This is a genomic window from Prauserella muralis (genome assembly GCF_003202285.1).
Taxonomy (GTDB): domain Bacteria; phylum Actinomycetota; class Actinomycetes; order Mycobacteriales; family Pseudonocardiaceae; genus Prauserella_B; species Prauserella_B muralis.
The window spans coordinates 354010-375768 of sequence record NZ_MASW01000001.1; the positions used below are offsets into that span (position 1 = coordinate 354010).

The following is a 21759-nucleotide window of genomic DNA, read 5'->3' on the forward strand; positions in this document are numbered from 1 at the left end:
GCGCCGGTGGCGTCAGGGCAGCAGGGTGAGCTCCGGGAGGCGGCGGACACCGTCGCGGTCGGCCCGCGGCAGCGCGGCCAGCAGGCCGGCCACGCTGCCGTGGCCCGGCACCTCGGCGTGCGGGTCGATCTCCAGCCACGGGATCAACACCGTGGCCCGCTCGGGCGTGCCCGGATGCGGCAGCAGCAGCTCGGGGTCCTCGGAGCGCACGTCGTCGACGGTCACGACGTCCACGTCGAGGGTGCGCGGGCCCCAGCGCTGCTCGCGCACCCGCTCGGCCCGCCGCTCCAGCTCCTGCCCGGCGCGCAGCCACGCCCAGTGGTCGCGGGCCGGATCATCCACGATGCACACCGCGTTGAGGAAGTCCGGCTGGTCCGACACTCCCCACGGCTCCGTCTCGTAGACCGCGGACACGGCCACGAGCGCGTCGCGCAGGCCGTCGACCGCCAGTCGCAGGAAGCCGAGCCGGTCGCCGAGATTGGACCCCAGCGAGAGCACCGCCCTGCTCATCGGAGCCTCACCGCTCGCGCCGGATCGTCACGGCGACGTCGGCGAAGGTCAGCGGAATCGGTGCCGACGGCTTGTGCACGGTGACCTCGACGGCCCGCAGCCGTGCGTCCTTCATCGTCTCGTCGGCGATCCGGCCTGCGACGCTCTCGATGAGGTCGCACGGCTCTCCTCCGACGATGTCCGCCGCGCGCTGGGCCAGCTCGCCGTAGTGCAGCGTGTCGGTGAGCTCGTCGGACGCCGCCGCGCGTGTCAGGTCGAGCCAGGCGGTGATGTCCACGACGAACTCCTGCCCGTCGCGCTTCTCGTGCTCGAACACGCCGTGCCTGCCGAACACGCGCAGGCCGGTCAGCGTGATGTGGTCACCGCTCACTTGTCGCCACCGCGTCCCCACGCCGCGGCGACCTGCACGGCGTCGAGCGAGGCGCCGACGTCGTGCACCCGCACGCACCACGCACCCGCCTGCGCGGCGAGCGCCGACACCGCTGCCGTGGCCACCTCGCGGCCGGACGGCGGGCGCGGGTCGCCCTCGGCATCGGCGAGCAGCTTGCCGAGAAAACGCTTGCGGGATGCCCCGACCAGCACCGGAAAGCCCATGGCCAGCAGCACGTCCAGGTTGTGCAGCAGCGCCCAGTCGTGCCCGGCGGTCTTGGCGAACCCGAGCCCGGGATCGAGCACGATCGAGCGCTCGGCGACCCCCGCGGCCAGCGCCTCGTCGACCCGGGCACTCAGCTCGTCGCGCACCTGCGCCACGACGTCGTCGTAGGTGGCGAGCGCGTTCATGTCCTTGCTGTGCCCGCGCCAGTGCATCAGCACCCACGGCACTCCGGCGTCGGCGGCGACGCGGGCCATGTCCGGGTCGGCGAGCCCGCCCGAGACGTCGTTGATGACGGCCGCGCCCGCCTCGACGGCGGCGGCGGCCACGGCCGCGCGCGTGGTGTCCACCGACAGCAGCAGCCCGTCGGCGGCGAGCGCCCTGATCACCGGCAGCACGCGAGCCTGCTCGGTCTCGGCGTCCACGCGCAGGGAACCGGGCCGGGTGGACTCGCCACCCACGTCGATGATGTCGGCGCCCCGCCGCCACATCGCGTGCGCGTGGGCGAGCGCGTCCTCCCGGCTCAGGTAGCGGCCCCCGTCGGAGAACGAGTCGGGCGTGACGTTGAGGATGCCCATGACGGCACACCGGCCCGGCGACGGCAATGCGCTGCTCACCGGCGGCCCTTGATGAGGTCCAGCGCCTCCGCCCGCGACGAGGCCGAGGTCTTGAGCAGACCCCGGACGGCGGACGTGGTGGTGCGCGCGCCCGGCTTGCGGATGCCACGCATGGCCATGCACAGGTGCTCGGCCTCCACGACGACGATCACACCGCGCGGCTTGAGCTTGCGGTCGATGGCGTCGGCGATCTGCGACGTCAGCCGCTCCTGGACCTGCGGCCGCTTGGCGTAGAGGTCCACCAGCCTCGCGAGCTTGGACAGGCCGGTGACCTTGCCCTGGCTGTTCGGGATGTAGCCGACATGGGCGACCCCGTGGAAGGGCACCAGGTGGTGCTCGCACGTCGAGAACATCGGGATGTCGGTGACGAGCACCAGTTCCTCGTGGCTCTCGTCGAACGTCCGGTCCAGGACGTGATCCGGGTCGTTGTAGAGCCCGGCGAACATCTCCCGGTAGGCGCGCGCTACGCGGGCAGGCGTCTCCTGCAGGCCGTCCCGGTCGGGGTCCTCGCCGCACGCGAGCAGCAGCTCGCGCACGGCCCGCTCGGCACGTGCCTGGTCGAACATCCGGCCCGTGGCGACCGGCATGTCCTCGGGGAGGATGCCGTGCCCGTTGCCCTCGACATCGCTATCGATGTTGACCGTCCTGCTCGTCGGGATCACGCTCGCCCCGCCGCTCACCCTGCTGTGGCGAGGGGTCGGGCGGGGCGGGCCGCCACGGCGGCTGGCTGGGCCTGCTGCCACCGGGTGAGGTGGCCGGGGTCCAGCCGGGAGGTGCGCCGTAGTTCGGCGGTCCCGCAGGATACTCGCCCGGCTGGCCGCCGCCGTAGGGACGCGGAGCCTGCTGCCCGCCACCGCCGTGGCCGGGGCCGTTCTGACCAGGGCCGTTCTGACCAGGCCCGTTCTGGCCGCCGTTGTACCGGCGGTTGCCGTTCGGGTACCCGCTCGGCGGCGGAGCGTACGGGTTGTAGCCGCCCGACTGCGGAGGCGGATTCTGCGGCGAGGGCTGCTGCGGGCCGCCGTACGGCGGACCACCGGGCAGCTCGTTGCCGCCGGGCGCGGTGGCCACCGGGGTCGGCTCCGGCTCCGGCTCGCGCTCGGGACGCTCCGGCTGCTCGGGCTCGGGCGGCCAGGGCTCCCCGCGCTCCATCGCCAGCTCGCCGGGTGTCTTGATCGGCGGCTTGTTCGACGGCAGCCGCTCACCGAACTCGTTGAAGGCGGTGATCCTCGGCCGCTTCTCCACCGCCGCGAAGATCCGCTCCAGGTCCCTGCGCTGCAGGGTCTCCTTCTCCAGCAGTTCCACGACCAGGTCGTCGAGCACGTCGCGGTAGGTGTTGAGCACCTCCCACGCCTCGGTGTGCGCGGTCTCGATGAGCTTGCGGACCTCCTCGTCGATCTCGTGCGCGACCTCGAGGGAGTAGTCCGGCTGCCTGCCGGCCGAACGGCCGAGGAACGGGTCCCCCTGCTCCTGGCCGTACTTGACCGCGCCGAGCCGCGGGCTCATGCCGTACTCGGTGACCATCGACCTGGCGATCTTGGTGGCCTGCTCGATGTCGGACACCGCGCCCGTCGTGGGCTCGTGGAACACGAGCTCCTCCGCGGTGCGCCCGCCCATCGCGAACACCAGCCTGCCGATCATCTCCGACCGGGTCATCAGTTCCTTGTCGTCCTCGGGCACAAGCAACGCATGCCCCCCGGTGCGACCACGCGGCAGGATCGTCAGCTTGTACACCGGTTCGATGTCCGGCATCGCCCACGCGGCGAGCGCGTGCCCGCCCTCGTGGTAGGCGGTGATCTTCTTCTCCTTCTCGGAGATGATCCGGCTCTTGCGCGCGGGGCCGCCGATCACGCGGTCGACCGACTCCTCCAGCGCGGCGTCGGTGATGACGTGCCCGTTGGTGCGCGCGGTGAGCAGGGCCGCCTCGTTGATGACGTTGGCCAGGTCGGCACCGGACATGCCGACGGTGCGCTTGGCCAGCGCCTCCATGTCCACGTTCTGGGCCAGCGGCTTGCCCTTGGAGTGCACCTCCAGGATCGCCCTGCGGCCTCGCAGGTCGGGCGCGGACACCGGGATCTGCCGGTCGAAGCGGCCGGGACGCAGCAGCGCGGGGTCGAGGATGTCGGGCCGGTTGGTGGCGGCGATGAGGATGATCCCGCCGCGGGAGTCGAAGCCGTCCATCTCGACGAGCAGCTGGTTCAGCGTCTGCTCGCGCTCGTCGTGCCCGCCGCCGAGGCCGGCGCCACGCTGACGGCCGACCGCGTCGATCTCGTCGACGAAGATGATGCAGGGCGCGTTCTGCTTGGCCTGCTCGAACAGGTCCCTCACCCGCGAGGCGCCGACACCGACGAACATCTCGACGAAGTCGGAACCGGAGATCGTGTAGAACGGCACGCCCGCCTCGCCCGCGACGGCACGCGCGAGCAGCGTCTTACCGGTGCCGGGCGGGCCGTAGAGCAGCACGCCCTTGGGGATCTTGGCGCCAAGCGCCTGGTAGCGGCCGGGGCTCTGCAGGAAGTCCTTGATCTCGTGCAGTTCCTCGACGGCCTCGTCGGCGCCCGCCACGTCGGTGAACGTGGTCTTCGGCATGTCCTTGTTGAGCTGCTTGGCCTTGGACTTGCCGAAGTTGAGGACCCGGTTACCGCCGCCCTGCGCGTTGTTCATCATCCACATCAGCAGCAGCAACAGGATCCCGAGCGGGATCATGTAGATCAGCAGCTGGGTGAAGAAGGAGTCCTGGGTGACGGTGGTGTCGAAGCGGACGTCCTGGTCGCCGTTGCGGGCGGTGATCAGCGCGTTGTAGAGCTGGTCGGACGCCCCCGCGGGGAACTTCGTGATGATCTGGCTGACCTGCTGGCCATCGACACCGATCGGATCCGCCAGGGTGAGCTTGAGCTGCTGCTCCTTGTCCTCCAGGTTCGCTTCCGTGACGTTGCCGGAGCGGATTTGCTCGACGGCCTGCGACGTGGGCACATGCGTGTACCCCCTGTCACCGTCGAAGATCATGCTGAAGGCGAAATAGAGCAGCAGAACCGCGACTATCCACAGCAGTGGGTTCTTGAGCAGGCGCTTGCGGTCCATTAGATCCGGCCGTGGTGGCCTCGACCCTCCCTGGCTAGGCGGTAGGTGTGACATCCGCCGTCACGGTGTTGACAACTGCATGGGGCACGGAGCTAACCGTCCCACCAGGGTACCGCCCGGTCCGAGTGAGCAGCCGGGCGATCCTCAGCAAGTCAACGGTGACCACCATGGTGGTGTTCCCGCAGGCTGGGGACGGCCTAACCCGTGACCGCCGCGAGCATCTCGCCCAGCCTCGTACGCAGGGTCTTCTCGTCGGCGGGCGACACGGTGACCCACTCGCGCCCGTCGGTGCCCGCCCGGGAGAGGCTCAGGTAGCGGCCGGTGGCGGTGTCGAACCACGCCAGCACCGGCGAGCGGTTCCTTCTGCCCAGCTCGTCCCTGGCGTTCGCGGCCAGCTGACCACCCCGCAGCCGGGGCTGCGCGATGAGCTGCGCGTACGCCTGGCCCGGGTCGGCGGGCCGTTCCGCGAGGCCCGCGCGCCTGCGCTCCCGCGAGGCAGGCGGAGCACCGGACACGACCCCGGTGCGGGACGGCTGGGTGCGCACGGCCTGGTCGATGGGCAGCGTGATCGAGGCTTCCGAGCCGCGCGAGCACGCCGGGAGCAGGTTCACCACCGCCGACGCGAGCCCGTCGGGGTAGATCGGCCGCAGCCAGACGCCGTCGGCGTCCTGGACGGCGAGCACGGCCGTGCTGCCGTCGGTCGCCGCGAGCGCGGCGACCGGAGCGGCCTGGAACTCGGGGATGTGCAGGGCGTCGACGCTGGCCGAGGGCCTGGCCAGCAGCTGGAGCCACTCCGGGACCGGCGAGTCCTCGAGGCGCCTGGCCGAGAACTCCAGCTCCGCCCTGGCGCGCAGGGCGGCGCGCTCGGTCTCGGTCTCGCCGTGCGAGTGGACGCGGAGCGGGTAGGGCGGCTCACCGGCACCAGCCGCCTCCCACAGGAAGTCGAAGGCGACCGGGGTGAAGAACTCCTGGGTGGACACGATCCTCCGATGGCTCCTGGCGACGGCGCGTGCCAGCTGGACTACCGCAGAGTAGCGGACGCGGCCGGGGCGCCGGCACTCACAGCGGCGCCGCCGTGGAGTTCACCGCGCTCGCGAGCATCTCGGACAAGCGGTGCCTCAGCGTGGGGGCGTCGGCGGGCGCGATGGTGATCCAGTCCCTGCCGTCGCGACCCCGGGTCGCCTGCGTGAAGTACCGCCCCGACTCCGTGTCGAACCAGCTCAGCACGGGCATCCGCGTCTTGCTGCCGGTACGGCTGCGGGCGTTGGCGCCGATCTGGCCTCCGCGCAGCCTGGGCTGGGCGTGCAGCCGCGCCAGCGCCTTGCGGTCCTCGTCCACGCTGGCCCGCCCGCCGTCGGGGGCCGGGACGCGACGTTGCATGAAGTCGACGCCGGGGCCGGAGAGCAGCTGTTCCAGGGGCACGGTGATCGACTTCTCGGCGCCGCGGGGCGCGCCGGGCAGCAGCCCGACGATGGCGCTGGCCAGCCCGTCGACGGGGACGTCACCCAGGTAGAGGCCCTGCTGGTCCTGCACGGCGAGCACGCCCTGGCCGCCGAGCGCCGAGGCCACGGCGAGCTGCGGCTCGGCGTCCGGTGCGCTGATCTGCACGGAGTCCAGGCTCACGTCGGGCGCCGCGAGCACCCCGAACCAGTCCTCGACCTGCGGCTGCGGCCTTCCTCCCGAGTCGGCGAGCCCGCGCTGCGCCGCCTCGGCCAGCACGCGCTGCCGCAGCGTGGCGCGCTCCTCCATCGTCTCGCCGTGGGAGCGCGCCTCCAGCGGGTACGGCAGCTCTCCTTCCCCGAACGACTCCCAGAGGAAGTCCAGCTCCAGTGGGGTGAGGCGCTGCGCCACCGGTTACCGCTCCTCGTCGTCGTCGGGCCCCCAGGCGCCCAGCACCGGCGGCGGCGTGGCGACCGTGGCGCCGAACGCGTCGTCGGGGTCGGGCTCGATGAGGAAGGAGGCGTGGGTGTGCTCCTTCTCCTGCTCCTGCTGGCCCGCGCCCGCGCCCATGCCGCCCATCGGGGCACCGCCCATCGGAGCCTGCTGCGCGCCACCGCCGATGGTGCCGCCGGGTGCCACCATGCCCTGGTTCTGGGGCTGCACGGAGGCGGCGCTGGCCGCCTGCTGGTTGGCCGACGCCGACGTCTCCGAGGACGACTGCTTGGTGCTGCCGCTGCGCGCCCCCTTGGCGAGCGCCTTCGCGCCGCCGAGACCGAGTGCGCCGCCCGCCACCGCCGCGCCGAGCGCCTGGCCTGCGCTGAGCCCGCCGCCCGAACCGGCCGCGGCCGCGGCCTGGCCGGATCCGGTGGTGGCACCCTGGGCCGGGCCCGCGGCCGGAGCGCCGTGCACCGGGGAGGACGGCCCGCCGGCGTGCTGGGGGCCGCCGTGCGCGCCCTGGCCGAGGCCGGAGGCCGCGACGGCGTTGTCGGCGCCGCCGGGCCCGCCGATGGCCGGCGTGCTGCCGAGCCCGGCGAACGGACCGGCGAAGCCCGCGCCACCCGGCATGCCGTAGCTGCCCACGGAACCGACGCCGCCCGCGTTGAGGCCGGAGGCGTTGCCGCCGGGCTTGAGGCCGATCGACTCGGGACCGAAGCTCGGCGTGCTGCCGTCGATCTCCGACATCGCGGCGGTGTAGGCCTCCAGGTACGCCACCTGCTGGGCCTTCACCTCCCGCGCGGCGTCGAACTGCTCCTTCATGTCCTTGGTCATGGCGGCCGGGCCGCCTGCCAGCATGGCGGCGGTCTCCTTGGCCGGGTCGAACTCCTGCGGCTGCGGCATCTTCTTCAGCTCGGCGGCGGCAGCGGCCTGCTGCTTGAGCCGCTGGCTCATCGTGTCGGCCGCCTCGGACGCCTGCGCGCTGGAGTTGGCGATGGCGACGAGCGAGCCCTGCGCGGCGCCAGCGCCCTGGCCGATCCACGCGGCACCGAGCTCGGAGATCGCGTTGTACAGGTTCTCGGAGGCTTCCCGCAGGCTCGTGCTGTGACCCGACCACGTCTGGCCGATCTCCTCGGCCGTGCCGGGCACGTTGTTGACCGTGGCGTAGCGGTAGAGCTGCTGGCTGTCCTGCGAGGCCCAGTTGGGCCGGTCGCCGATCGCCCTGTCGTCGCCGTAGAGGAAGCCGTCGGCGCGGCCACGCGCCTGCTGGACGATGTCGCTGACCTCGGCGTTGTCCCCCAGCTTCACCGGCGTGCCACCGTCGCCCGGCTGCGGAGTCTGGATGTCCATGTTCGCAAGTCCCCCTGGTCTCACGCGCGCCCGTTGAACGGCTCGGCGCCGGCCTGGTCGATCTCGTGGTAGCGGCTCATCGCCGTGGTGATGGCCTGCTCGGCCTGGTCGTACTGGTCGTAGAGGTTGCGCAGCGCCTGACCGTAGGAGTCGCCGCCCCCCGCGGCCCGGTCGGAGAACTTGGCCGCGATGGCGTTGCCGACGGGGTTCGCGCCGATTCGCGGGGCGGTCGCGAGCGAGGGCGCGTCGCCGAGCAGCCGCTCGATCATGTCCTTGCCGTTACGGATCTTGCTCAGCACCGTCTGTGCGGCGTCGGGGTCGATGCCGATCTGCCCGGTGGCCGCCGCGTTGCGGAACGCCGCCGCATCCGCGTAGCTGCTGTTCCCCATGTTTCGCTTCACTCCTGTCCCCAGCCCGGCACGGATGCCGGCCTCGCGCCTGCGATCTTCGCTTAGGTTAACGCAACAGCTGTGCCGGTATGACGCGTTCTCCAGCGACAGGGTTCCCTATTCTCCGTCCGTAAGCAACGCGTCGACCTGCGGTTACGAGGAGTAAACCCGGGGGTCGAGTGTTCCGATGAACGGCAGGTCCCGGTATCGCTCCGCGTAGTCGAGGCCGTAGCCGACGACGAACTCGTTGGGAATGTCGAACCCGATGTACTTCACGGGCACGTCCACCTTGACGGCCTCCCGCTTGCGCAGCAGCGAACAGACGTGCAGCGACGCGGGGTTGCGCGCGGCCAGGTTCTTGAGCAGCCACGACAGTGTGAGGCCCGAGTCGACGATGTCCTCGACGATCAGCACGTCCCTGCCCGCGATGTCGCGGTCGAGGTCCATCAGGATGCGCACGACGCCGGACGAGGACGTGGCCGAGCCGTACGACGACACCGCCATGAACTCCAGCTGCGTCGGGATCGGCAGGGCGCGCGCGAAGTCGGTCATGAACATCACCGCGCCCTTGAGCACGCCGACCAGGACCAGATCGGAGGCCCTTCCCTCCGCGGGGTAGTCCGCCGCGACCTTCTCGGCCAGCTCGGCGATCTTGTCCTTGATCTCTTGCTCGGTGATGAGCACGGAGGCGATGTCGCCTTCGTACACGGGTCAGTCCCCTCTGGTGGTGGGTTGGCCAGTTTCGCCGGTCTCGGCAGTGTCGCCGATGCTGACGCAGAGCTTTCCACGCGACCTGCGCGCTTCAAAATTGCCCGGTAGCCAGACGCCGCCCTGGCCGCGCCAGCGGGCGACGAGTGCGTCGACGGAGCGCAGGTGCGCATCGGTCAGCTCGCGCACGCCCGCGCCGAGCAACCAGCGGCGCAGGGCCCGCCTGCGCAGGGCGGACGGTGCGGGCGCCAGCTCGGCCACGTCCAGCTCGCCCCGCTGCTCGGCGCGGCTGTAGAGCTCGCCGGCCAGCGCGTCGAGGGCCTCGCTGTCCTCCCGCAGCTGGGCGGCGGTCCTGGCCAGCGCGGCGGCCACCCCGCCGTTGAGCACGTCCTCGAGCAGCGGCAGCACCTCGGTGCGCAGCCGGACCCTGGTGAACCGGGGATCGGCGTTCTGCGGGTCCGACCACGGCCGCACACCCAGCTCGGTGCACGCGTCGCGGGTCACCGACCTGGGCACGTCCAGCAACGGTCTCGCCCAGGGCGCATCCAGCGGGCGCATCCCGGACACCGAACGCGGGCCGGAGCCCCTGCCGAGCCCCAGCAGCACGGTCTCGGCCTGGTCGTCGCGGGTGTGCCCGAGCAGCATCAGCGCCGCCTCCGCGGGCAGCGCCCTGCGCAGGGCCGCGTAACGGGCCTTGCGGGCCGCGGCCTCCGGGCCGCCGGGTCCGGACACGGTCACGCCGACGACCCTGGCGTCGTCGGCGCCGAGCCGGAGCGCGGCCTGCGCGGCCGTGGCGGCGACCTCGGCCGAGTCGGCCTGCAGGCCGTGGTCGACGACGACCGCGTTGACCCGGACGTCCAGCCGGTGCCCCACGTGCGCGGCTGCCTCGGTCAGTGCGAGCGAGTCGGCACCGCCGGACACCGCGACGAACAGCTCGCCGCAGCGCAGGTGTGCCTCGTGTGCGGAGAGGAACGCGCGCACGGCACGGCGCACCGTGACGACCGCCGGACCGCTCACCCGTGAACGCGTCGCACCCACGCGCGCGGGTCCCTGATCTCCGCTCTGGTCGGCAAGGTGTTCGGCGAGGTCCACGCCGCATTGAAGCCCGCCATGCCGACGGCGTCCACGACGTGCCGCGTGAACGCGGCGCCCAGCGCGTACTGTTTGATCTTGGCGTCGACGCCGAGCAGGCTCCGCAGCAGGCGATCGAGCAGGCCACCGCCCTTGCGGCGCACGGTGAACCGGCGGCGGATCGTGGCCACGCTCGGCACGACGTCCGGGCCAACGGCGTCCATGACGTAGTCGGCGTGCCCCTCCAGCAGGGTGGACAGCGCCAGCAGCCGGTCGAACACCTCGCGCTGCTTCGGCGACTGCAGCAGCTCGGCGAGGGCCAGCGAGCCGTCGTCCTTGCTGCGGCGCGCCTCGCGCACGGCATCCGGCAACCTGCCGACGACGGTGGCGAGGCCCTCGGTGTCGGCGAGCCCGCCGACGAGCAGGCCGACCTCGTCGGCGAAGTAGTCGCGCAGCCAGTCGACCGCGGTGAACTGCAGGCGATGGGTGCACTCGTGCAGGCAGACCCACATGCGGAAGTCCCTGCCGTGCACACCCATCGCGCGCTGCGCGGTGACCACGTTGGGTGCCACGAGCAGCAGCCTGCCCGCCCTGTCCTCGCCGCCGAACGGGTCGTACTGGCCGAGCACGCGGGCACCGAGGAACGCCAGCACCACACCGGTCTGCACGCCCGCGCCACCCGCGACGAGCGGGGTGAACGGTCCCGCCTTGGGCTCGGCCTCGCCGGTGAGCGCCCTGCTGGTGAGCTCGTCGAGGCCGGAGGCCGCCGCCCGCACCCAGCCGGGCCGGTCGACGACGTCTCCGGGCAGCAGGGGCAGGTCGGCGCCGAGACCGGTCAGCTCGCGCACGTGCCGCTCGGCGTCCACGGTGAGCTCGCGCAGCTCCCGGACGGCCCGCTGGGCCTCGTCCCTGGGCACCGCAGGCCCGCCGCGCACGAGGAACGCGCCCGTGTTCGCCGCCAGGGACCAGTCCACCAGCGGGTTGCCGCCCCTGGCCCGCGTCGTCGTCTGCTGACTCGCCATGATTCGACGCTACCCGGCTTCAGCGGCAGCCACAGCCGCGTAGCTGGGCGGCCACGTCGTCGAGCGCGGCCCTGGCGGGTCCGGTGTCCGCGCCCGCGGACATCAGCGTGAAGACGAGCACCCTGCCGTCGGTGTCGAGCACCACACCGGCGAGCGTGTTGACGCCGGAGAGCGTGCCGGTCTTGGCCCTGACCCAGCCGCGGCCCTCGGTGGCGGGGGGCTCGGTGTACCGGGTGGCGAGGGTGCCGCTGCCGCCCGCGACGGGCAGTCCGCCGAGCATCGGCCGCAGCTTCGCGGTGTTGGGATCGGAGTCGCCGGGCGCGGCGGCGGAGGCGAGCAGGTCGCTGAGCATCGTGGCGGGAACCTTGTTCAGGGTGGACAGCCCGCTGCCGTCGGAGAGCCGCACGTCGGAGACGTCGAAGCCGTTGCGGGCGAGCACGTCGAGGGTGGCCTGCGCGCCGCCCTCGAACGAGGGCTCCCTGCCCTCCGCGTTGGCGACGACCCTGGCGAGGACGTCGCCGAGCAGGTTGTCGGAGCTCCGCAGCATCTGGTCCACCAGCTCGGCCAGCGGAGCGGACCTCACCTCGCCGAGCACCCGCGCGTTCTGCGGCGCGGTGGTGGTGGTCTGCGGAGCGACCTGGGCGCCCAGCCTGCGCGCGAACTCCTGCGCGAGCGTGCCCGCCGGGTTGGCAACCCGCATCGAGTGCTCGTCCTTCGGGTCGCTGCGGCCGCCGTCGAGCATCGCGGGCACCACGGGCGCGGCGAACGTGGAGGGCGCGTCGCCGGGCGCCCAGCCGGGTGCGGTGGTGTCGCCGGCGAAGGCGCTGAGATCGAGCTGCACGCTGCTCACGTCGCCGCCGGTGGCCTGCCGGACCTGCTCGACGAGGTCGTCCAGGTGGGCGGCGCCCGGATAGATGGACTCCTCGCCCTGGGGCAGCGACGACAGCGTGACGTCGCCGCCCGCGACGAGTACGACCGAGCCCGGCTCCGGGCCCTGCACGACCTTGGTGGTCAGCTGCCTGCCGTGGTCGAGCTTGAGCAGGGCGGCTCCGGCGACGAGCAGCTTGGTGGTGGAGGCCGGGGTGAGTGTCCTGCTCTCGTCGCGGGCCCACAGCGTGGTGCCGGTGGCGGGGTCGACGACGCTGCCGGTGAGGGTGCCCAGCGCGGGGTCGGACGCGGGGCCGTCGAGCGCGGCGGCCACCCCGGCGGGTGTCGGCGCCGGGGCGGACTCAGCCGGCCCGTGCAGCTCGGTGGTGACCGCGATGGGCTCTGGCGGATCGCCCTGCGGCGCGTTCGGCGCCCACGGCAGGGCCAGCCGGTTGGAGACGTCGGGCAGCGCGAGCACGACGCCCGCGGCGATGACGAGCAGCAGCGCGAGGCCGGTGAGCAGCAGGCCTCGCCGCCGCGTGCGCTTCGGTGCGGGCTCGGTGTCCGCGGCGTGCCCGGTGTCGCCGGAGGTCCCGCTCTCGGCGGCGCCGCCGGGGTCCGCGGGCGGCGTGTCCGAGCCGGTGCTCACAGGGGCCGGGTGCTGCCTGCCGTCCGGCTCGATCCGCATCGGCCGGGCCTGCGTGGCCGGGGGTGGCGCCGTCTCGGGCCGCGGCGGGTGCACCACGACGGTCGGCTGTGGCTGTGGCTGTTGGCGCTGCGGCGGCCGCTGCTGGTGTTGCTGCTGGGGCGGGCGTTGCGGATGCGGAGGCCGTTGCTGCGGCGGCTGCGGCGGCTGCGGGGTCTGCGGGGTTTGCGGGGCCTGCGGCTGAACCTGCGGCGGCCGCTGTGGTGCCGGCGGGGGCGTGGCCGGCTGCCCCGGCGCGCGCACCCACACCGTCGGCGGATCGGTGGAGGTGACATTGGGCACAGGGAGCTGGTTCGTCGCGCCGTCCGAGCGGTTGTCGTCGTGATCGTCCGACGGCCACGCGGGTTCTGGCGTCTCGTCGCTTCCTGGCACACACCCCTCCTCGCCCTGTGGCGGGGCCGACATCACACTTGCACACCATCGGTGCCGCACCCGCCGGGTACGTGGTCCACACTAGTGAGGACAGGACAAGGTAAATGTGAGCCGCCCGGAAGCGGCGCCGACGAAGGCAGCGAGGACGCCGTGGAGTTCGACGCCACAATCGAGATTCCCCGCGGGGAACGCAACAAGTACGAGCTGGACCACAAGACGGGGCGGATCAAACTCGACCGCACCCTGTTCACGGCCACCCAGTACCCGGCCGACTATGGGTTCATCGACAACACGCTCGGCCAGGACGGCGACCCACTCGACGTGCTCGTGCTGGTTCAGGAGCCGACGTTTCCCGGCTGCCTCATCCGCTGCCGCGCGATCGGCATGTTCCGGATGACCGACGAGAAGGGTCCCGACGACAAGGTGCTCGCCGTGCCGTCGGACGACCCGCGCCTGGAGCACCTGCGGGACATCCACCACCTCAACGAGTTCCACAAGCTCGAGATCGAGCACTTCTTCCAGGTCTACAAGGACCTCGAGCCGGCCAAGAGCGTCGAGGGCTCCACGTGGGCCAGCCGCTCCGAGGCCGAGGAGGAGATCAAGCGCTCCTACGAGCGCGAGGCCGAGCGCCTGGAGAAGCAGGCCGCCGACGCCGGCGGCCACCACTAGGCACGAGCGCCACCGACGTCAGCAGCGACCCGGTGCCGGCGAGGCTCGCCGGCACCGGGTCGCTGCCGTCAGCGGGGCTCAGGCCCGGTAGCCGGGGATCGGGTAGGCGGCGAGGAACTCGCGCACCTCGGCGGCGATCGTCTGCAGCGCGGCCTCGTCCTGCGCCAGCGCGGCGGTGACCGTCCGGTCGATCCACTCCGCGATCGCGGGCTGGTGCTCCGGCCGCAGGCCGCGCGTGGTGATCGCGGCGGTGCCGAGCCGGATGCCGGAGGGGTCGAACGGCTTGCGCGGGTCGAACGGCACCGTGTTGTAGTTCAGCTCGATGCCTGCCCGGTCCAGCGCCTGCGCGGCGGGCTTGCCGCCGATCTCCTTGCGGGTGAGGTCGACCAGCAGCAGGTGGTTGTCGGTGCCGCCGGACACGAGGTCGAAGCCGCGTTCGATCAGTGCCTCGGCCAGGGCCCTGGCGTTGGCCACGATGGCGTGGGCGTAGTCGCGGAACTCCGGCCTGCCCGCCTCGGCCAGCGCCACCGCGATGGCGGCCGTGGTGTGGTTGTGCGGCCCGCCCTGCAAACCGGGGAACACCGCCTTGTCGATCGCCTTGGCGTGCTCGGCGTCCGTCATGATCATCGCGCCGCGCGGGCCGCGCAGCGTCTTGTGCGTGGTGGTGGTGATCACCTGCGCGTGCCCGACGGGCGACGGGTGCGCGCCGCCGGCCACCAGCCCGGCGATGTGGGCGATGTCGGCCACGAGCACGGCCCCGACCTCGCGCGCGATCTCGGCGAACGCGGGAAAGTCGATCGTGCGCGGGATCGCGGTACCGCCCGCGAAGATCAGCTTCGGCCGGTGCTCCCGCGCGAGGTCGCGCACCTCGTCCAGGTCGATCCTGCCGGTCTCCTTACGCACGCCGTAGCGCACGGCGTTGAACCACTTGCCCGTCGCCGAGACCGACCAGCCGTGCGTCAGGTGCCCGCCCGCGGGCAGCGCCATGCCGAGGACGGTGTCACCCGGCTCGGCGAAGGCCAGGTACGCCGCGAGGTTGGCGGGCGAGCCGGAGTACGGCTGCACGTTGGCGTGCTCGGCACCGAACACCGCCTTGGCCCGCTCGCTGGCCAGCTGTTCCAGCGGGTCGACGTTCTGCTGGCCCTCGTAGTAGCGCTTGCCCGCGTAACCCTCGGAGTACTTGTTGGTCAGCACCGTGCCGGTGGCCTCCAGCACGGCCTGCGAGACGTAGTTCTCCGAGGCGATCAGGCGGACCTTGTCGTGCTGGCGGGCGGCCTCGGCCTCGATGAGGCCCGCGATCTCGGGGTCGGCGGCGGACAGCGCGGTAATGGCCGGCTGGTGCGTCATATCGCTCACTCCTGGCATGGCGGTGCACGGCGGGGCACCCAGGCGCGCGGTGCCTGCCGCTCACGTGATCGCTCCCCGGTGGTGCTCCACCTCGATGGCGCCAGTCGCTCTGCCGCCTGCGATGTTAGTCCACGCCGACCCGGACGCCCATCGACCGAGCGGTGCCCGCGACGATCCGCATCGCCGCCTCCACGTCGTCGGTGTTGAGGTCATCGAGCTTGCGTTCGGCGATGGCCCGCAGTTGCCCGGCCGTGAGCGTCCCGGCCGTCTCGTGTCCCGGCCGCGCCGCGCCCTTGCCGCCGAGCGCCTTGCGGATGAGGAACGCCGTCGGCGGCGTCTTGAGCCGCAGCTCGAACGAACGGTCCTCGAAGACGGTGACGACCACCGGCACGATGTCGCCGCGCTGCCCCGCCGTCTCGGCGTCGTAGGCGCGCTTGACCTCCACGAGGTTGACGCCCGTCTGCCCGAGCATCTTGCCGAGGTCGACGACCGGCGCGTCCCCGCCGGGCAGCTGGAGGGTGGCCCGGAAGGCGGGTTTCTTCTGTTTCTGCTGTCTCTGTGGCACGCGGCGGAACGCTATGGACTCCAGTCACTGGAGAGTCAACGCCGATTCCGCGGGCCCGCGCGTCGTCAGAGGGGCTCGATGCCTTCGGCGTGCCTGCGGGCGAGGCGCTGGTAGACCTCGGCGTTGTACTCGATCCAGCCGCGGGCCGAGTCGGTCAGCGGCACGAACTTCTTCGCCGGGCTGCCCATCGCGATCACCTCGGGCGGCACCTCGGTGCCGGGGGTGACCGTCGCCCCGGCGGCCACGAGCGTGCGGGCGCCGACGGTCGCCTTGTCGAGCACGGTCGCGCCGTTGCCGATCAGCGCCTGCTCACCGACGGTGCAGTCGTGCACGATGCAGGAGTGGCCGACGGTGGCGTTGCGGCCGACCTCGCACACGCCCTCGTTGACGTGCAGCACCGAGTTGTCCTGGATGTTGGCGCCCTCGCGGATGACGATCCTGCCGAAGTCGGCCCTGATCACCGCGCCGTACCAGACGGAGGCGTCCTTCTCGATGACGACGTCTCCGATGAGCGTCGCGGTGGGCGCGATCCAGGCGTCGGGGTGCACGGACGGGCTCATGCCCTCGAAGGCGTAGGTCGGCATGGCAGTCACCTTAGCCGGAGCCGGAAAGCACCAGGGCCCCTCCGGTGTCCGGAAGGGCCCTGGTGCCGGGTGGAGCCGCCTGGGGGAATCGAACCCCCGACCTGCTCATTACGAGTGAGCCGCTCTGGCCGACTGAGCTAAGGCGGCGCGCGGGCGAACCCGGCTGGCTCCCAGTATAACGATGCCTTCCGGCGTCACTATCCCACCCCACCCTCGTTAGCCACGGCAGGACACCGGCGCCGCTCGGCGGCCGGGTCCGCTGGTGCTCTGGAGGACTCGATCAATGCGCGGACGCCTGCCCCGCACGCTGGCCTTGCCCGTCACCGCCGCGGTACTCCTGCTCTCGGCCGCCCCCGCCGCCGGGCAGACCATTCCGACGACACCCGTGCCGGAACCGGCCAACCCGGGCCAGGCCCCGATCTCGTCGCCGCCGAACCCGGCGCCGAGGGGCAAGGCCGTCGCGGACGTGGGCACCGCGCTCGCCATGCTGCGCCTGCTGCCCGAGGCGGTGCCGACCAACGCCATCCTGCCCGGCATGGACGACGAACTGCCCCGGCAGTCCGCGCTCGAAGGCGGCTTCGGCATCTCCAGCGCACAGGCCAACTCCGAGGCCTACCTCTCCTACGAGCGAGCCATCGCGCAGGCGTCGCCGTTCGGGCTCTCGGTCGCGGGCAACGCCCCGCAGAGCCCCGGCTCCCTGGTCCAGACCGCGCTTCCCGACAACCCGGAGCCGGTCACCACCGGGTTCAACGCCCCGGAGAACCCGCTGCTCAACGTGGGCCTGCTCAACGGAAGCGCGCACGCACGATGGAGCGAGACGCTCGGCCCGTGCGTGGGCACGATCGCCGACTCGAGCACGTCCGTGGGCAGCATCTCGCTGCTCAACATGATCCCGTCCATGCCGGACGTCAGCCAGCTCACCGACGCCAGCGCGCAGTTGCAGGAGGGGCTCAAGTCGCTGCCGGGACCGCTCGCGGGCCTCGGCGGCCTGCTCTCGGGCGCCTCGTCGGGTGAGCAGCCCAGGGCCGATGGCACGGGTGCCGTGCTGAGCATGCCCAACACCCTCTCGACGCGGTCGATCGTGCGGCTGGTGGACATGCCCGGCACGGCTCGCAAGGCGGTCGAGGCGACCTCGACGCTGCAGGCGGCCGACATCAACATCCTCAAGGGCACCCCACTGGGCCTGACGATCAAGGTCGTCAGCCAGCCGACGCTGCGGGTCACCTCCACCGGTGACAAGGAGACCTCCAAGGTGGAGTACACGGCGCCGGTGCTGGCCGTGGAGCGCGGCGGCCAGAAGCTCTTCGAGCTCGACGCCGCCAACCCGACCAAGGACGTCCCCATCGGCATCCCGCTGCCCGGCCTCGAGGACGTTCCCGGCTTCCGGCAGGTGGAGGACGTGCCGGTGATCGGTGGCGCCGCCGAGCTGGCAGGTGGCGTCGCCAAGCCGCTCACCGAGGCGGCCAAGGGCTTCGTGCTCGACCTCGGTGTGCTGCGGCTGAGCATCGCCGGGCTGGACGAGAAGGGCATGCAGCAGACGACGCCGTTCAAGGGCTACCAGCTCGGGGCGTCGGCCCGCATGCTCGACCTGCAGATCCTGCCGACCAAGGCGCTCAAGGACGCGCTGCCCGCCGACGCGGCCGACAAGCTGCCGTCGTCGCTGGCGCAGCTGTCGCTCGGCGAGCAGGTGGCGAGGGCCTACGCGCCCACCGGCGGCGTGGACTGCAGCGTCGCGGCCCCGCCGACGCAGGCGCCGCCGCCACCCGGCGGCGGGCAGCAGCCCGGCGGGCCGGACAAGCTCGCCTACACCAACGCCGCGTACTCGGCGGTGCCGATGTTCTGGACCGGCACGGCGATGCTGCTCCTCGGTGTCGTCCTGGTGGCCGGGTTGCCGGGCCGCCGCAGGCAGGCGCCCGTGACCGTGCAGCCCGCGAAGCCGTCACCGTCACCCCGCCCGCGTACCGACGACACCGAGTAACCGAGCACCAGGGATCTCCCCAATGCGGCATTCGCTCCACTGGATGGAGCGAATGCCGCATTCGCTCCGTTGAGTGGAACAAATGTGGCATTGGGGAGCTTGGGGCGGTCAGCCTTCGCGCAGGGTGGTGACCATGGCTTCCACGGCGATGCGTGGCTTGACGTTCCACTCGATCGCCTCGCGGCAGGCGAGCACGGCCTCGAGGCGACGCAGCGTGGACGCGGGGGTCCACTGCCGGGCCGCGACGGCGCTGTCCTCGGCGCGGTCGGGATGGTTCAGGGTCGCCTGTGCACCGCTGCCCGTCACCAGCACGTCCCGGTAGAAGCCCGCGAGGTCCACCAGTGCCAGGTCGAGGGTGTCGCGCTGGGTGCGCGTGGCGCGGGACTTCTGCCGCTTCTCCAGCTGCCGCACGGCCGCGTCGGCGGCCCGCTTCGCCGCCGCGACGCCCTTGCCGGTGCCGCCCGAGCCCATCGCGGTGCGCAGCGCGTCCTGCTCGGCCTCGTCGCGGGCCTTGCTCTCCTCGCCCGCATCCGCCTCGGCGGTCGAGATCAGGTCGTCGGCGCACGCGAACACGTCGGACGCCCTGCGCAGCCCGAGCGGGATCCGCAGCACCGCGTCCCGCCGTTTGCGCGCGTCCTCGTCGGTGGCCAGCCTGCGCGCCCTGCCGACATGCCCGCCGCACACCGACGCCGCCCACCGCGCCATCTCCTCGGCCACGCCGTCGCGCTCCATGAGCACGCGGGCGATGGCATCCGGCGGCGGCGTACGCAGCGTGACCAGCCTGCATCGCGAGCGGATGGTCACCGTCACGTCGTCCGGGTGGTCCGACGGCGCGCAGAGCAGGAACACGGTGCGCTCCGGCGGCTCCTCGACGGCCTTGAGCAGCGCGTTGGCGGCGCCCTCCGTGAGCCGGTCGGCGTCCTCGATGATGACGACCTGCCAGTGGCCGGTCGTCGGCTTGCGGGCCGCCGTCTGCACCAGCGCCCGCATCTCCGCCACGGAGATCGACAGGCCCTCGGGCACGACGAGCCGCACGTCGGCATGTGTCCCGGCCAGGCTCGTCCGGCAGCCGGTGCACTCGCCGCATCCGGTGCCCGTCGAGCACTCCAGCGCCGCCGCGAACGTCCGCGCGGCCACCGACCGCCCCGAGCCGGGCGGGCCGGTGAACAGCCATGCGTGGGTCATCGCGCCCGAGTCGGCGGTCTCGCCCGCCACGAGGGCCGCCGCCGACCTCGCCGCCGCGGACAGCACCTCGACGGCCGGCTCCTGCCCGACCAGCTGCGACCACACCGGCCCTGTCATGTCGGCTCCACGGCCAGCGTGGGTGTGAAGCCGGAGACGCGGTGCCCTGCCAGCGCGGTCTGCACGGCGGTACGCACCCGCGCCGCCACCTCGTCCTCGGGGCCCTCGGCCTCGACCACCACGTACCTGTCCGGGTTGGCGGCCGCCATCTCGGTGAGCAACTGCTGCACGCGCCAATGGTGCTCGGCCGAGCTGGTGCCCGGTTCGGCGGGTACCCCCGGATCGGCGTCGAGCAGCACCGTGATGTCCGGCCGGAGCCTGCCGGTGGCCCAGTCGGCGAGCCCCTCCAGTTCGGTCGTGTCGAGACCGGCCACCGTCGACAGGTGCGCCAGCGGCGAGTCCACGAACCGTTCCATCACCACGATCGCGCCGGAGTCGAGTGCGGGCTGCACGTCCCGTTCGACGATGTCGGCCCGGACGGCCGCGGCCGCAAGCGCTTGCGCCCTGGCCCCGGACAGTGACGCACCCGAGATGAGCGAGGCGAGCCGGGCGTCGTCGAGCGCGGGGTCGGCGGCCAGCACCACCTTGCGCGGGCCGCCGCTGAGCCAGTCGGCCAGCCGCGTCGCCTGGGTCGCGGTGTCGGTGGCCGTGGTGCCCTCCAGGGCGATGAGCAGCCCGTTGACGCGCCGCGGCCTGCGCCGGATGACGTTGCGCAGGTCGGCGAGGATCGGCTCGGTACGCCGGGAGTCCATCTGCCGGTAGGCGATGACGCCGACCAGCGCGGCCAGCAGGCCCCCGCCGAGCAGGACCGGCCGGGTGCCGTCGATGGTGAGCGCGTTGCCCCACACGATGACGACGCGCGGCCGCACCAGGCCGATCAGCAGTGGCACCGTCGCGGTCGCCCCGAAGATGATGATCTTCATCAGCGACTGGTAGATCGCGTTGATCCGGCCGCGGATGGAGTCGTCGATCTGCGAGCCGATGATGGTGACGCCGGTGAGGAACGCGGCTCCGGCGCATGCGCCGACCACGGCCACGGCCACCAGCGAGACGGCCAGGTGGGGCGACAGCGCGACGACGCTCAGCGCCAGCCCGGCCAGCACGATGCCAATGCCGAAGAGCCGGTCGTGCGGGAGCCGTCGCGCGAGCTTGGGCACCCCGGCCAGCCCCACCGCTGCGCCGACGAACACGGCGACGAACAGCAGGCCGAACGCCGAGTCGCCGCCACCCAGGCTCGACGAGTACGGCTTCGCGGCGCCGATCACGGCGCCGCCTGCGGCGAACGCGCCCATCATGCCGATCAGCAGGCCCCGCACCAGTGGTGTCGTGCGCACGAACCGCAGGCCGTCGCGGAACATCGCGAGCAGGCCGGGCTTGCGCTCCTCGGCGTCCGCGCCGTCCGCGTCGCCCGCGGCGGGCGCCGGCTTCGGAGCGGCGCCGCCTGCGGGCACCGGGTGCACGTTGCGCAGCGACAACTCGGGGATGCGGGTCGCCACGATCAGCGCGCTGGCCAGGTAGAGCAGGCTGTTGATGATGACGACGGCGTTGGCGATGCCGAAGGTGCCGAACACGTCCGGCGGCAGGTTGAAGGTCGTCTGGATACCGGTGAGCACCGAGTACAGGCCCGCGCCGGTGACCACGGCAAGGCCGTAGGTCATGAACATGCCGAGCTGGTTGGCCGTCTCCACCTGGTCGGGCCGGCGCAGCAGGTTGGGCACCGCGGCGTCCTTGGAAGGGATCCACATCATCGCCGCCGAACCCACGAGGAAGTTGGCGATGAACAGCCACACCGGCGAGCCCACCAGCGCGATCGACAGCAGCAGACCGAAGCGCACCAGGTCGGCGACGATCATGACCTTGCGCCGGTCGATGCGGTCGGCGAGCAACCCGCCGAGCGGGGCGAACAGCAGGCCGGGCAGCAGGTTGGTGAGCACCACGCCCGCGAACGCGAAGTTCTGGGCCATGTAGTTGTCGGTGAACTTCGTGACCAGGCCGGTCAGTGCGAGCAGCGCGAGCCAGTCGGCGACACTGCACAGGTAGGTGACGCCCCACAGCCTGCGGAAGGGCTTGATGGCGAGCACGCGGCGCACGCGGCGCACGGTGGACGCCTCGCGCTGCGCCGACGCACGCGCGTCGGCGCTGGATGTATCCCGCACTCCGTCGCTGATGTGGCCCACCCCATAGAACGCCCGACACCCCTTGTGGAGCCAGGGTATC

General features: G+C 72.4%; 20 protein-coding genes, 1 tRNA gene and 1 riboswitch. Of the genes, 2 read left to right on the top strand and 19 right to left on the bottom strand.

Annotated features, from left to right (window positions below):
* Positions 1 to 12: 12 nt before the first annotated feature.
* The 13 genes from folK to dacB all read right to left on the bottom strand — a co-directional run bounded on the left by folK (position 13) and on the right by dacB (position 13157).
* Positions 13 to 510 carry a 2-amino-4-hydroxy-6-hydroxymethyldihydropteridine diphosphokinase gene (folK, locus tag BAY60_RS02545; protein WP_112279200.1) on the bottom strand — a complete coding sequence of 166 codons (498 nt, stop codon included), beginning with the start codon at positions 508 to 510 and terminating at the stop codon, positions 13 to 15.
* A 7-nt stretch (positions 511 to 517) separates the two neighbouring features.
* Complete coding sequence (gene folB, locus BAY60_RS02550) at positions 518 to 880, bottom strand: dihydroneopterin aldolase (RefSeq protein WP_211330168.1); 363 nt, start codon at positions 878 to 880, stop codon at positions 518 to 520.
* Positions 877 to 1680: a dihydropteroate synthase gene (gene folP, locus BAY60_RS02555; RefSeq protein ID WP_112279201.1), complete on the bottom strand. Its 804-nt coding sequence runs from the start codon at positions 1678 to 1680 to the stop codon at positions 877 to 879. Before folP ends, folB begins: the two co-directional genes overlap by 4 nt.
* A 35-nt stretch (positions 1681 to 1715) precedes the next feature.
* Positions 1716 to 2306, bottom strand: a complete 591-nt coding sequence (folE, locus tag BAY60_RS02560; protein WP_112280665.1) for a GTP cyclohydrolase I FolE — start codon at positions 2304 to 2306, stop codon at positions 1716 to 1718.
* Positions 2307 to 2346: 40 nt separating this feature from the next.
* Positions 2347 to 4797, bottom strand: a complete 2451-nt coding sequence (gene ftsH, locus BAY60_RS02565; RefSeq protein WP_112279202.1) for an ATP-dependent zinc metalloprotease FtsH — start codon at positions 4795 to 4797, stop codon at positions 2347 to 2349.
* Between the two features lie 197 nt (positions 4798 to 4994).
* Complete coding sequence (locus tag BAY60_RS02570) at positions 4995 to 5777, bottom strand: ESX secretion-associated protein EspG (protein ID WP_112279203.1); 783 nt, start codon at positions 5775 to 5777, stop codon at positions 4995 to 4997.
* Between the two features lie 79 nt (positions 5778 to 5856).
* A complete protein-coding gene (locus BAY60_RS02575; RefSeq protein WP_112279204.1) occupies positions 5857 to 6648 on the bottom strand; it encodes an ESX secretion-associated protein EspG in 792 nt (263 codons plus the stop codon).
* Positions 6649 to 6651: 3 nt separating this feature from the next.
* Complete coding sequence (locus BAY60_RS02580) at positions 6652 to 8022, bottom strand: WXG100 family type VII secretion target (RefSeq protein ID WP_112279205.1); 1371 nt, start codon at positions 8020 to 8022, stop codon at positions 6652 to 6654.
* A gap of 20 nt (positions 8023 to 8042) precedes the next feature.
* Positions 8043 to 8411, bottom strand: a complete 369-nt coding sequence (locus tag BAY60_RS02585; protein ID WP_112279206.1) for a hypothetical protein — start codon at positions 8409 to 8411, stop codon at positions 8043 to 8045.
* Positions 8412 to 8564: 153 nt separating this feature from the next.
* Positions 8565 to 9119, bottom strand: a complete 555-nt coding sequence (hpt, locus tag BAY60_RS02590; RefSeq protein ID WP_112279207.1) for a hypoxanthine phosphoribosyltransferase — start codon at positions 9117 to 9119, stop codon at positions 8565 to 8567.
* 3 nt (positions 9120 to 9122) lie between these two features.
* The gene (tilS, locus tag BAY60_RS02595) at positions 9123 to 10136 is read right to left on the bottom strand and encodes a tRNA lysidine(34) synthetase TilS (RefSeq protein WP_112279208.1); all 1014 of its coding nucleotides are present in this window, start codon (positions 10134 to 10136) and stop codon (positions 9123 to 9125) included.
* Complete coding sequence (locus BAY60_RS02600; protein ID WP_112279209.1) at positions 10133 to 11212, bottom strand: zinc-dependent metalloprotease; 1080 nt, start codon at positions 11210 to 11212, stop codon at positions 10133 to 10135. Before BAY60_RS02600 ends, tilS begins: the two co-directional genes overlap by 4 nt.
* A gap of 19 nt (positions 11213 to 11231) precedes the next feature.
* On the bottom strand, positions 11232 to 13157 hold the full coding sequence (gene dacB / locus BAY60_RS02605; RefSeq protein WP_245992281.1) for a D-alanyl-D-alanine carboxypeptidase/D-alanyl-D-alanine endopeptidase: 1926 nt from the start codon (positions 13155 to 13157) through the stop codon (positions 11232 to 11234).
* 150 nt (positions 13158 to 13307) lie between these two features.
* On the opposite strand from dacB, the gene BAY60_RS02610 reads away from it, so the two are divergent.
* Positions 13308 to 13826 (top strand): inorganic diphosphatase, encoded by a 519-nt coding sequence (locus tag BAY60_RS02610; RefSeq protein ID WP_112279211.1) that lies wholly within the window; start codon positions 13308 to 13310, stop codon positions 13824 to 13826.
* 78 nt (positions 13827 to 13904) lie between these two features.
* Here BAY60_RS02610 and BAY60_RS02615 read toward each other — a convergent pair whose 3' ends face one another.
* The 4 genes from BAY60_RS02615 to BAY60_RS02630 all read right to left on the bottom strand — a co-directional run bounded on the left by BAY60_RS02615 (position 13905) and on the right by BAY60_RS02630 (position 16469).
* Complete coding sequence (locus BAY60_RS02615) at positions 13905 to 15173, bottom strand: serine hydroxymethyltransferase (protein ID WP_112279212.1); 1269 nt, start codon at positions 15171 to 15173, stop codon at positions 13905 to 13907.
* Between the two features lie 29 nt (positions 15174 to 15202).
* Positions 15203 to 15291, bottom strand: a riboswitch (ZMP/ZTP riboswitch).
* A gap of 6 nt (positions 15292 to 15297) precedes the next feature.
* The gene (locus BAY60_RS02620; RefSeq protein WP_211330169.1) at positions 15298 to 15738 is read right to left on the bottom strand and encodes an uL11 family ribosomal protein; all 441 of its coding nucleotides are present in this window, start codon (positions 15736 to 15738) and stop codon (positions 15298 to 15300) included.
* 65 nt (positions 15739 to 15803) lie between these two features.
* Entirely contained in the window at positions 15804 to 16322 is a 519-nt protein-coding gene (locus BAY60_RS02625; RefSeq protein ID WP_112279213.1) for a gamma carbonic anhydrase family protein, read from the bottom strand.
* Positions 16323 to 16392: 70 nt separating this feature from the next.
* A tRNA-Thr gene (locus BAY60_RS02630) sits at positions 16393 to 16469 on the bottom strand.
* Positions 16470 to 16605: 136 nt separating this feature from the next.
* On the opposite strand from BAY60_RS02630, the gene BAY60_RS02635 reads away from it, so the two are divergent.
* Positions 16606 to 18300: a hypothetical protein gene (locus BAY60_RS02635; protein ID WP_112279214.1), complete on the top strand. Its 1695-nt coding sequence runs from the start codon at positions 16606 to 16608 to the stop codon at positions 18298 to 18300.
* 108 nt (positions 18301 to 18408) lie between these two features.
* On the opposite strand, the gene BAY60_RS02640 is transcribed toward BAY60_RS02635, so the two are convergent.
* Both BAY60_RS02640 and BAY60_RS02645 read right to left on the bottom strand, forming a co-directional pair.
* The gene (locus BAY60_RS02640; RefSeq protein WP_112279215.1) at positions 18409 to 19602 is read right to left on the bottom strand and encodes a DNA polymerase III subunit delta'; all 1194 of its coding nucleotides are present in this window, start codon (positions 19600 to 19602) and stop codon (positions 18409 to 18411) included.
* Positions 19599 to 21698 carry an MFS transporter gene (locus BAY60_RS02645; RefSeq protein ID WP_170160296.1) on the bottom strand — a complete coding sequence of 700 codons (2100 nt, stop codon included), beginning with the start codon at positions 21696 to 21698 and terminating at the stop codon, positions 19599 to 19601. Before BAY60_RS02645 ends, BAY60_RS02640 begins: the two co-directional genes overlap by 4 nt.
* Positions 21699 to 21759: the final 61 nt, after the last annotated feature.

What these genes read in the sequence shown, in the direction of transcription:
- ftsH (WP_112279202.1), bottom strand. Translation starts at nt 4,797, where the DNA reads ATGGACCGCAAGCGCCTGCTCAAGAACCCACTGCTGTGGATAGTCGCG.
- BAY60_RS02625 (WP_112279213.1), bottom strand. Translation starts at nt 16,322, where the DNA reads ATGCCGACCTACGCCTTCGAGGGCATGAGCCCGTCCGTGCACCCCGAC.
- folP (WP_112279201.1), bottom strand. Translation starts at nt 1,680, where the DNA reads ATGGGCATCCTCAACGTCACGCCCGACTCGTTCTCCGACGGGGGCCGC.
- BAY60_RS02640 (WP_112279215.1), bottom strand. Translation starts at nt 19,602, where the DNA reads ATGACAGGGCCGGTGTGGTCGCAGCTGGTCGGGCAGGAGCCGGCCGTC.
- BAY60_RS02585 (WP_112279206.1), bottom strand. Translation starts at nt 8,411, where the DNA reads ATGGGGAACAGCAGCTACGCGGATGCGGCGGCGTTCCGCAACGCGGCG.
- folE (WP_112280665.1), bottom strand. Translation starts at nt 2,306, where the DNA reads ATGCCGGTCGCCACGGGCCGGATGTTCGACCAGGCACGTGCCGAGCGG.
- BAY60_RS02600 (WP_112279209.1), bottom strand. Translation starts at nt 11,212, where the DNA reads ATGGCGAGTCAGCAGACGACGACGCGGGCCAGGGGCGGCAACCCGCTG.
- BAY60_RS02580 (WP_112279205.1), bottom strand. Translation starts at nt 8,022, where the DNA reads ATGGACATCCAGACTCCGCAGCCGGGCGACGGTGGCACGCCGGTGAAG.
- folK (WP_112279200.1), bottom strand. Translation starts at nt 510, where the DNA reads ATGAGCAGGGCGGTGCTCTCGCTGGGGTCCAATCTCGGCGACCGGCTC.
- BAY60_RS02615 (WP_112279212.1), bottom strand. Translation starts at nt 15,173, where the DNA reads ATGACGCACCAGCCGGCCATTACCGCGCTGTCCGCCGCCGACCCCGAG.
- BAY60_RS02635 (WP_112279214.1), top strand. Translation starts at nt 16,606, where the DNA reads ATGCGCGGACGCCTGCCCCGCACGCTGGCCTTGCCCGTCACCGCCGCG.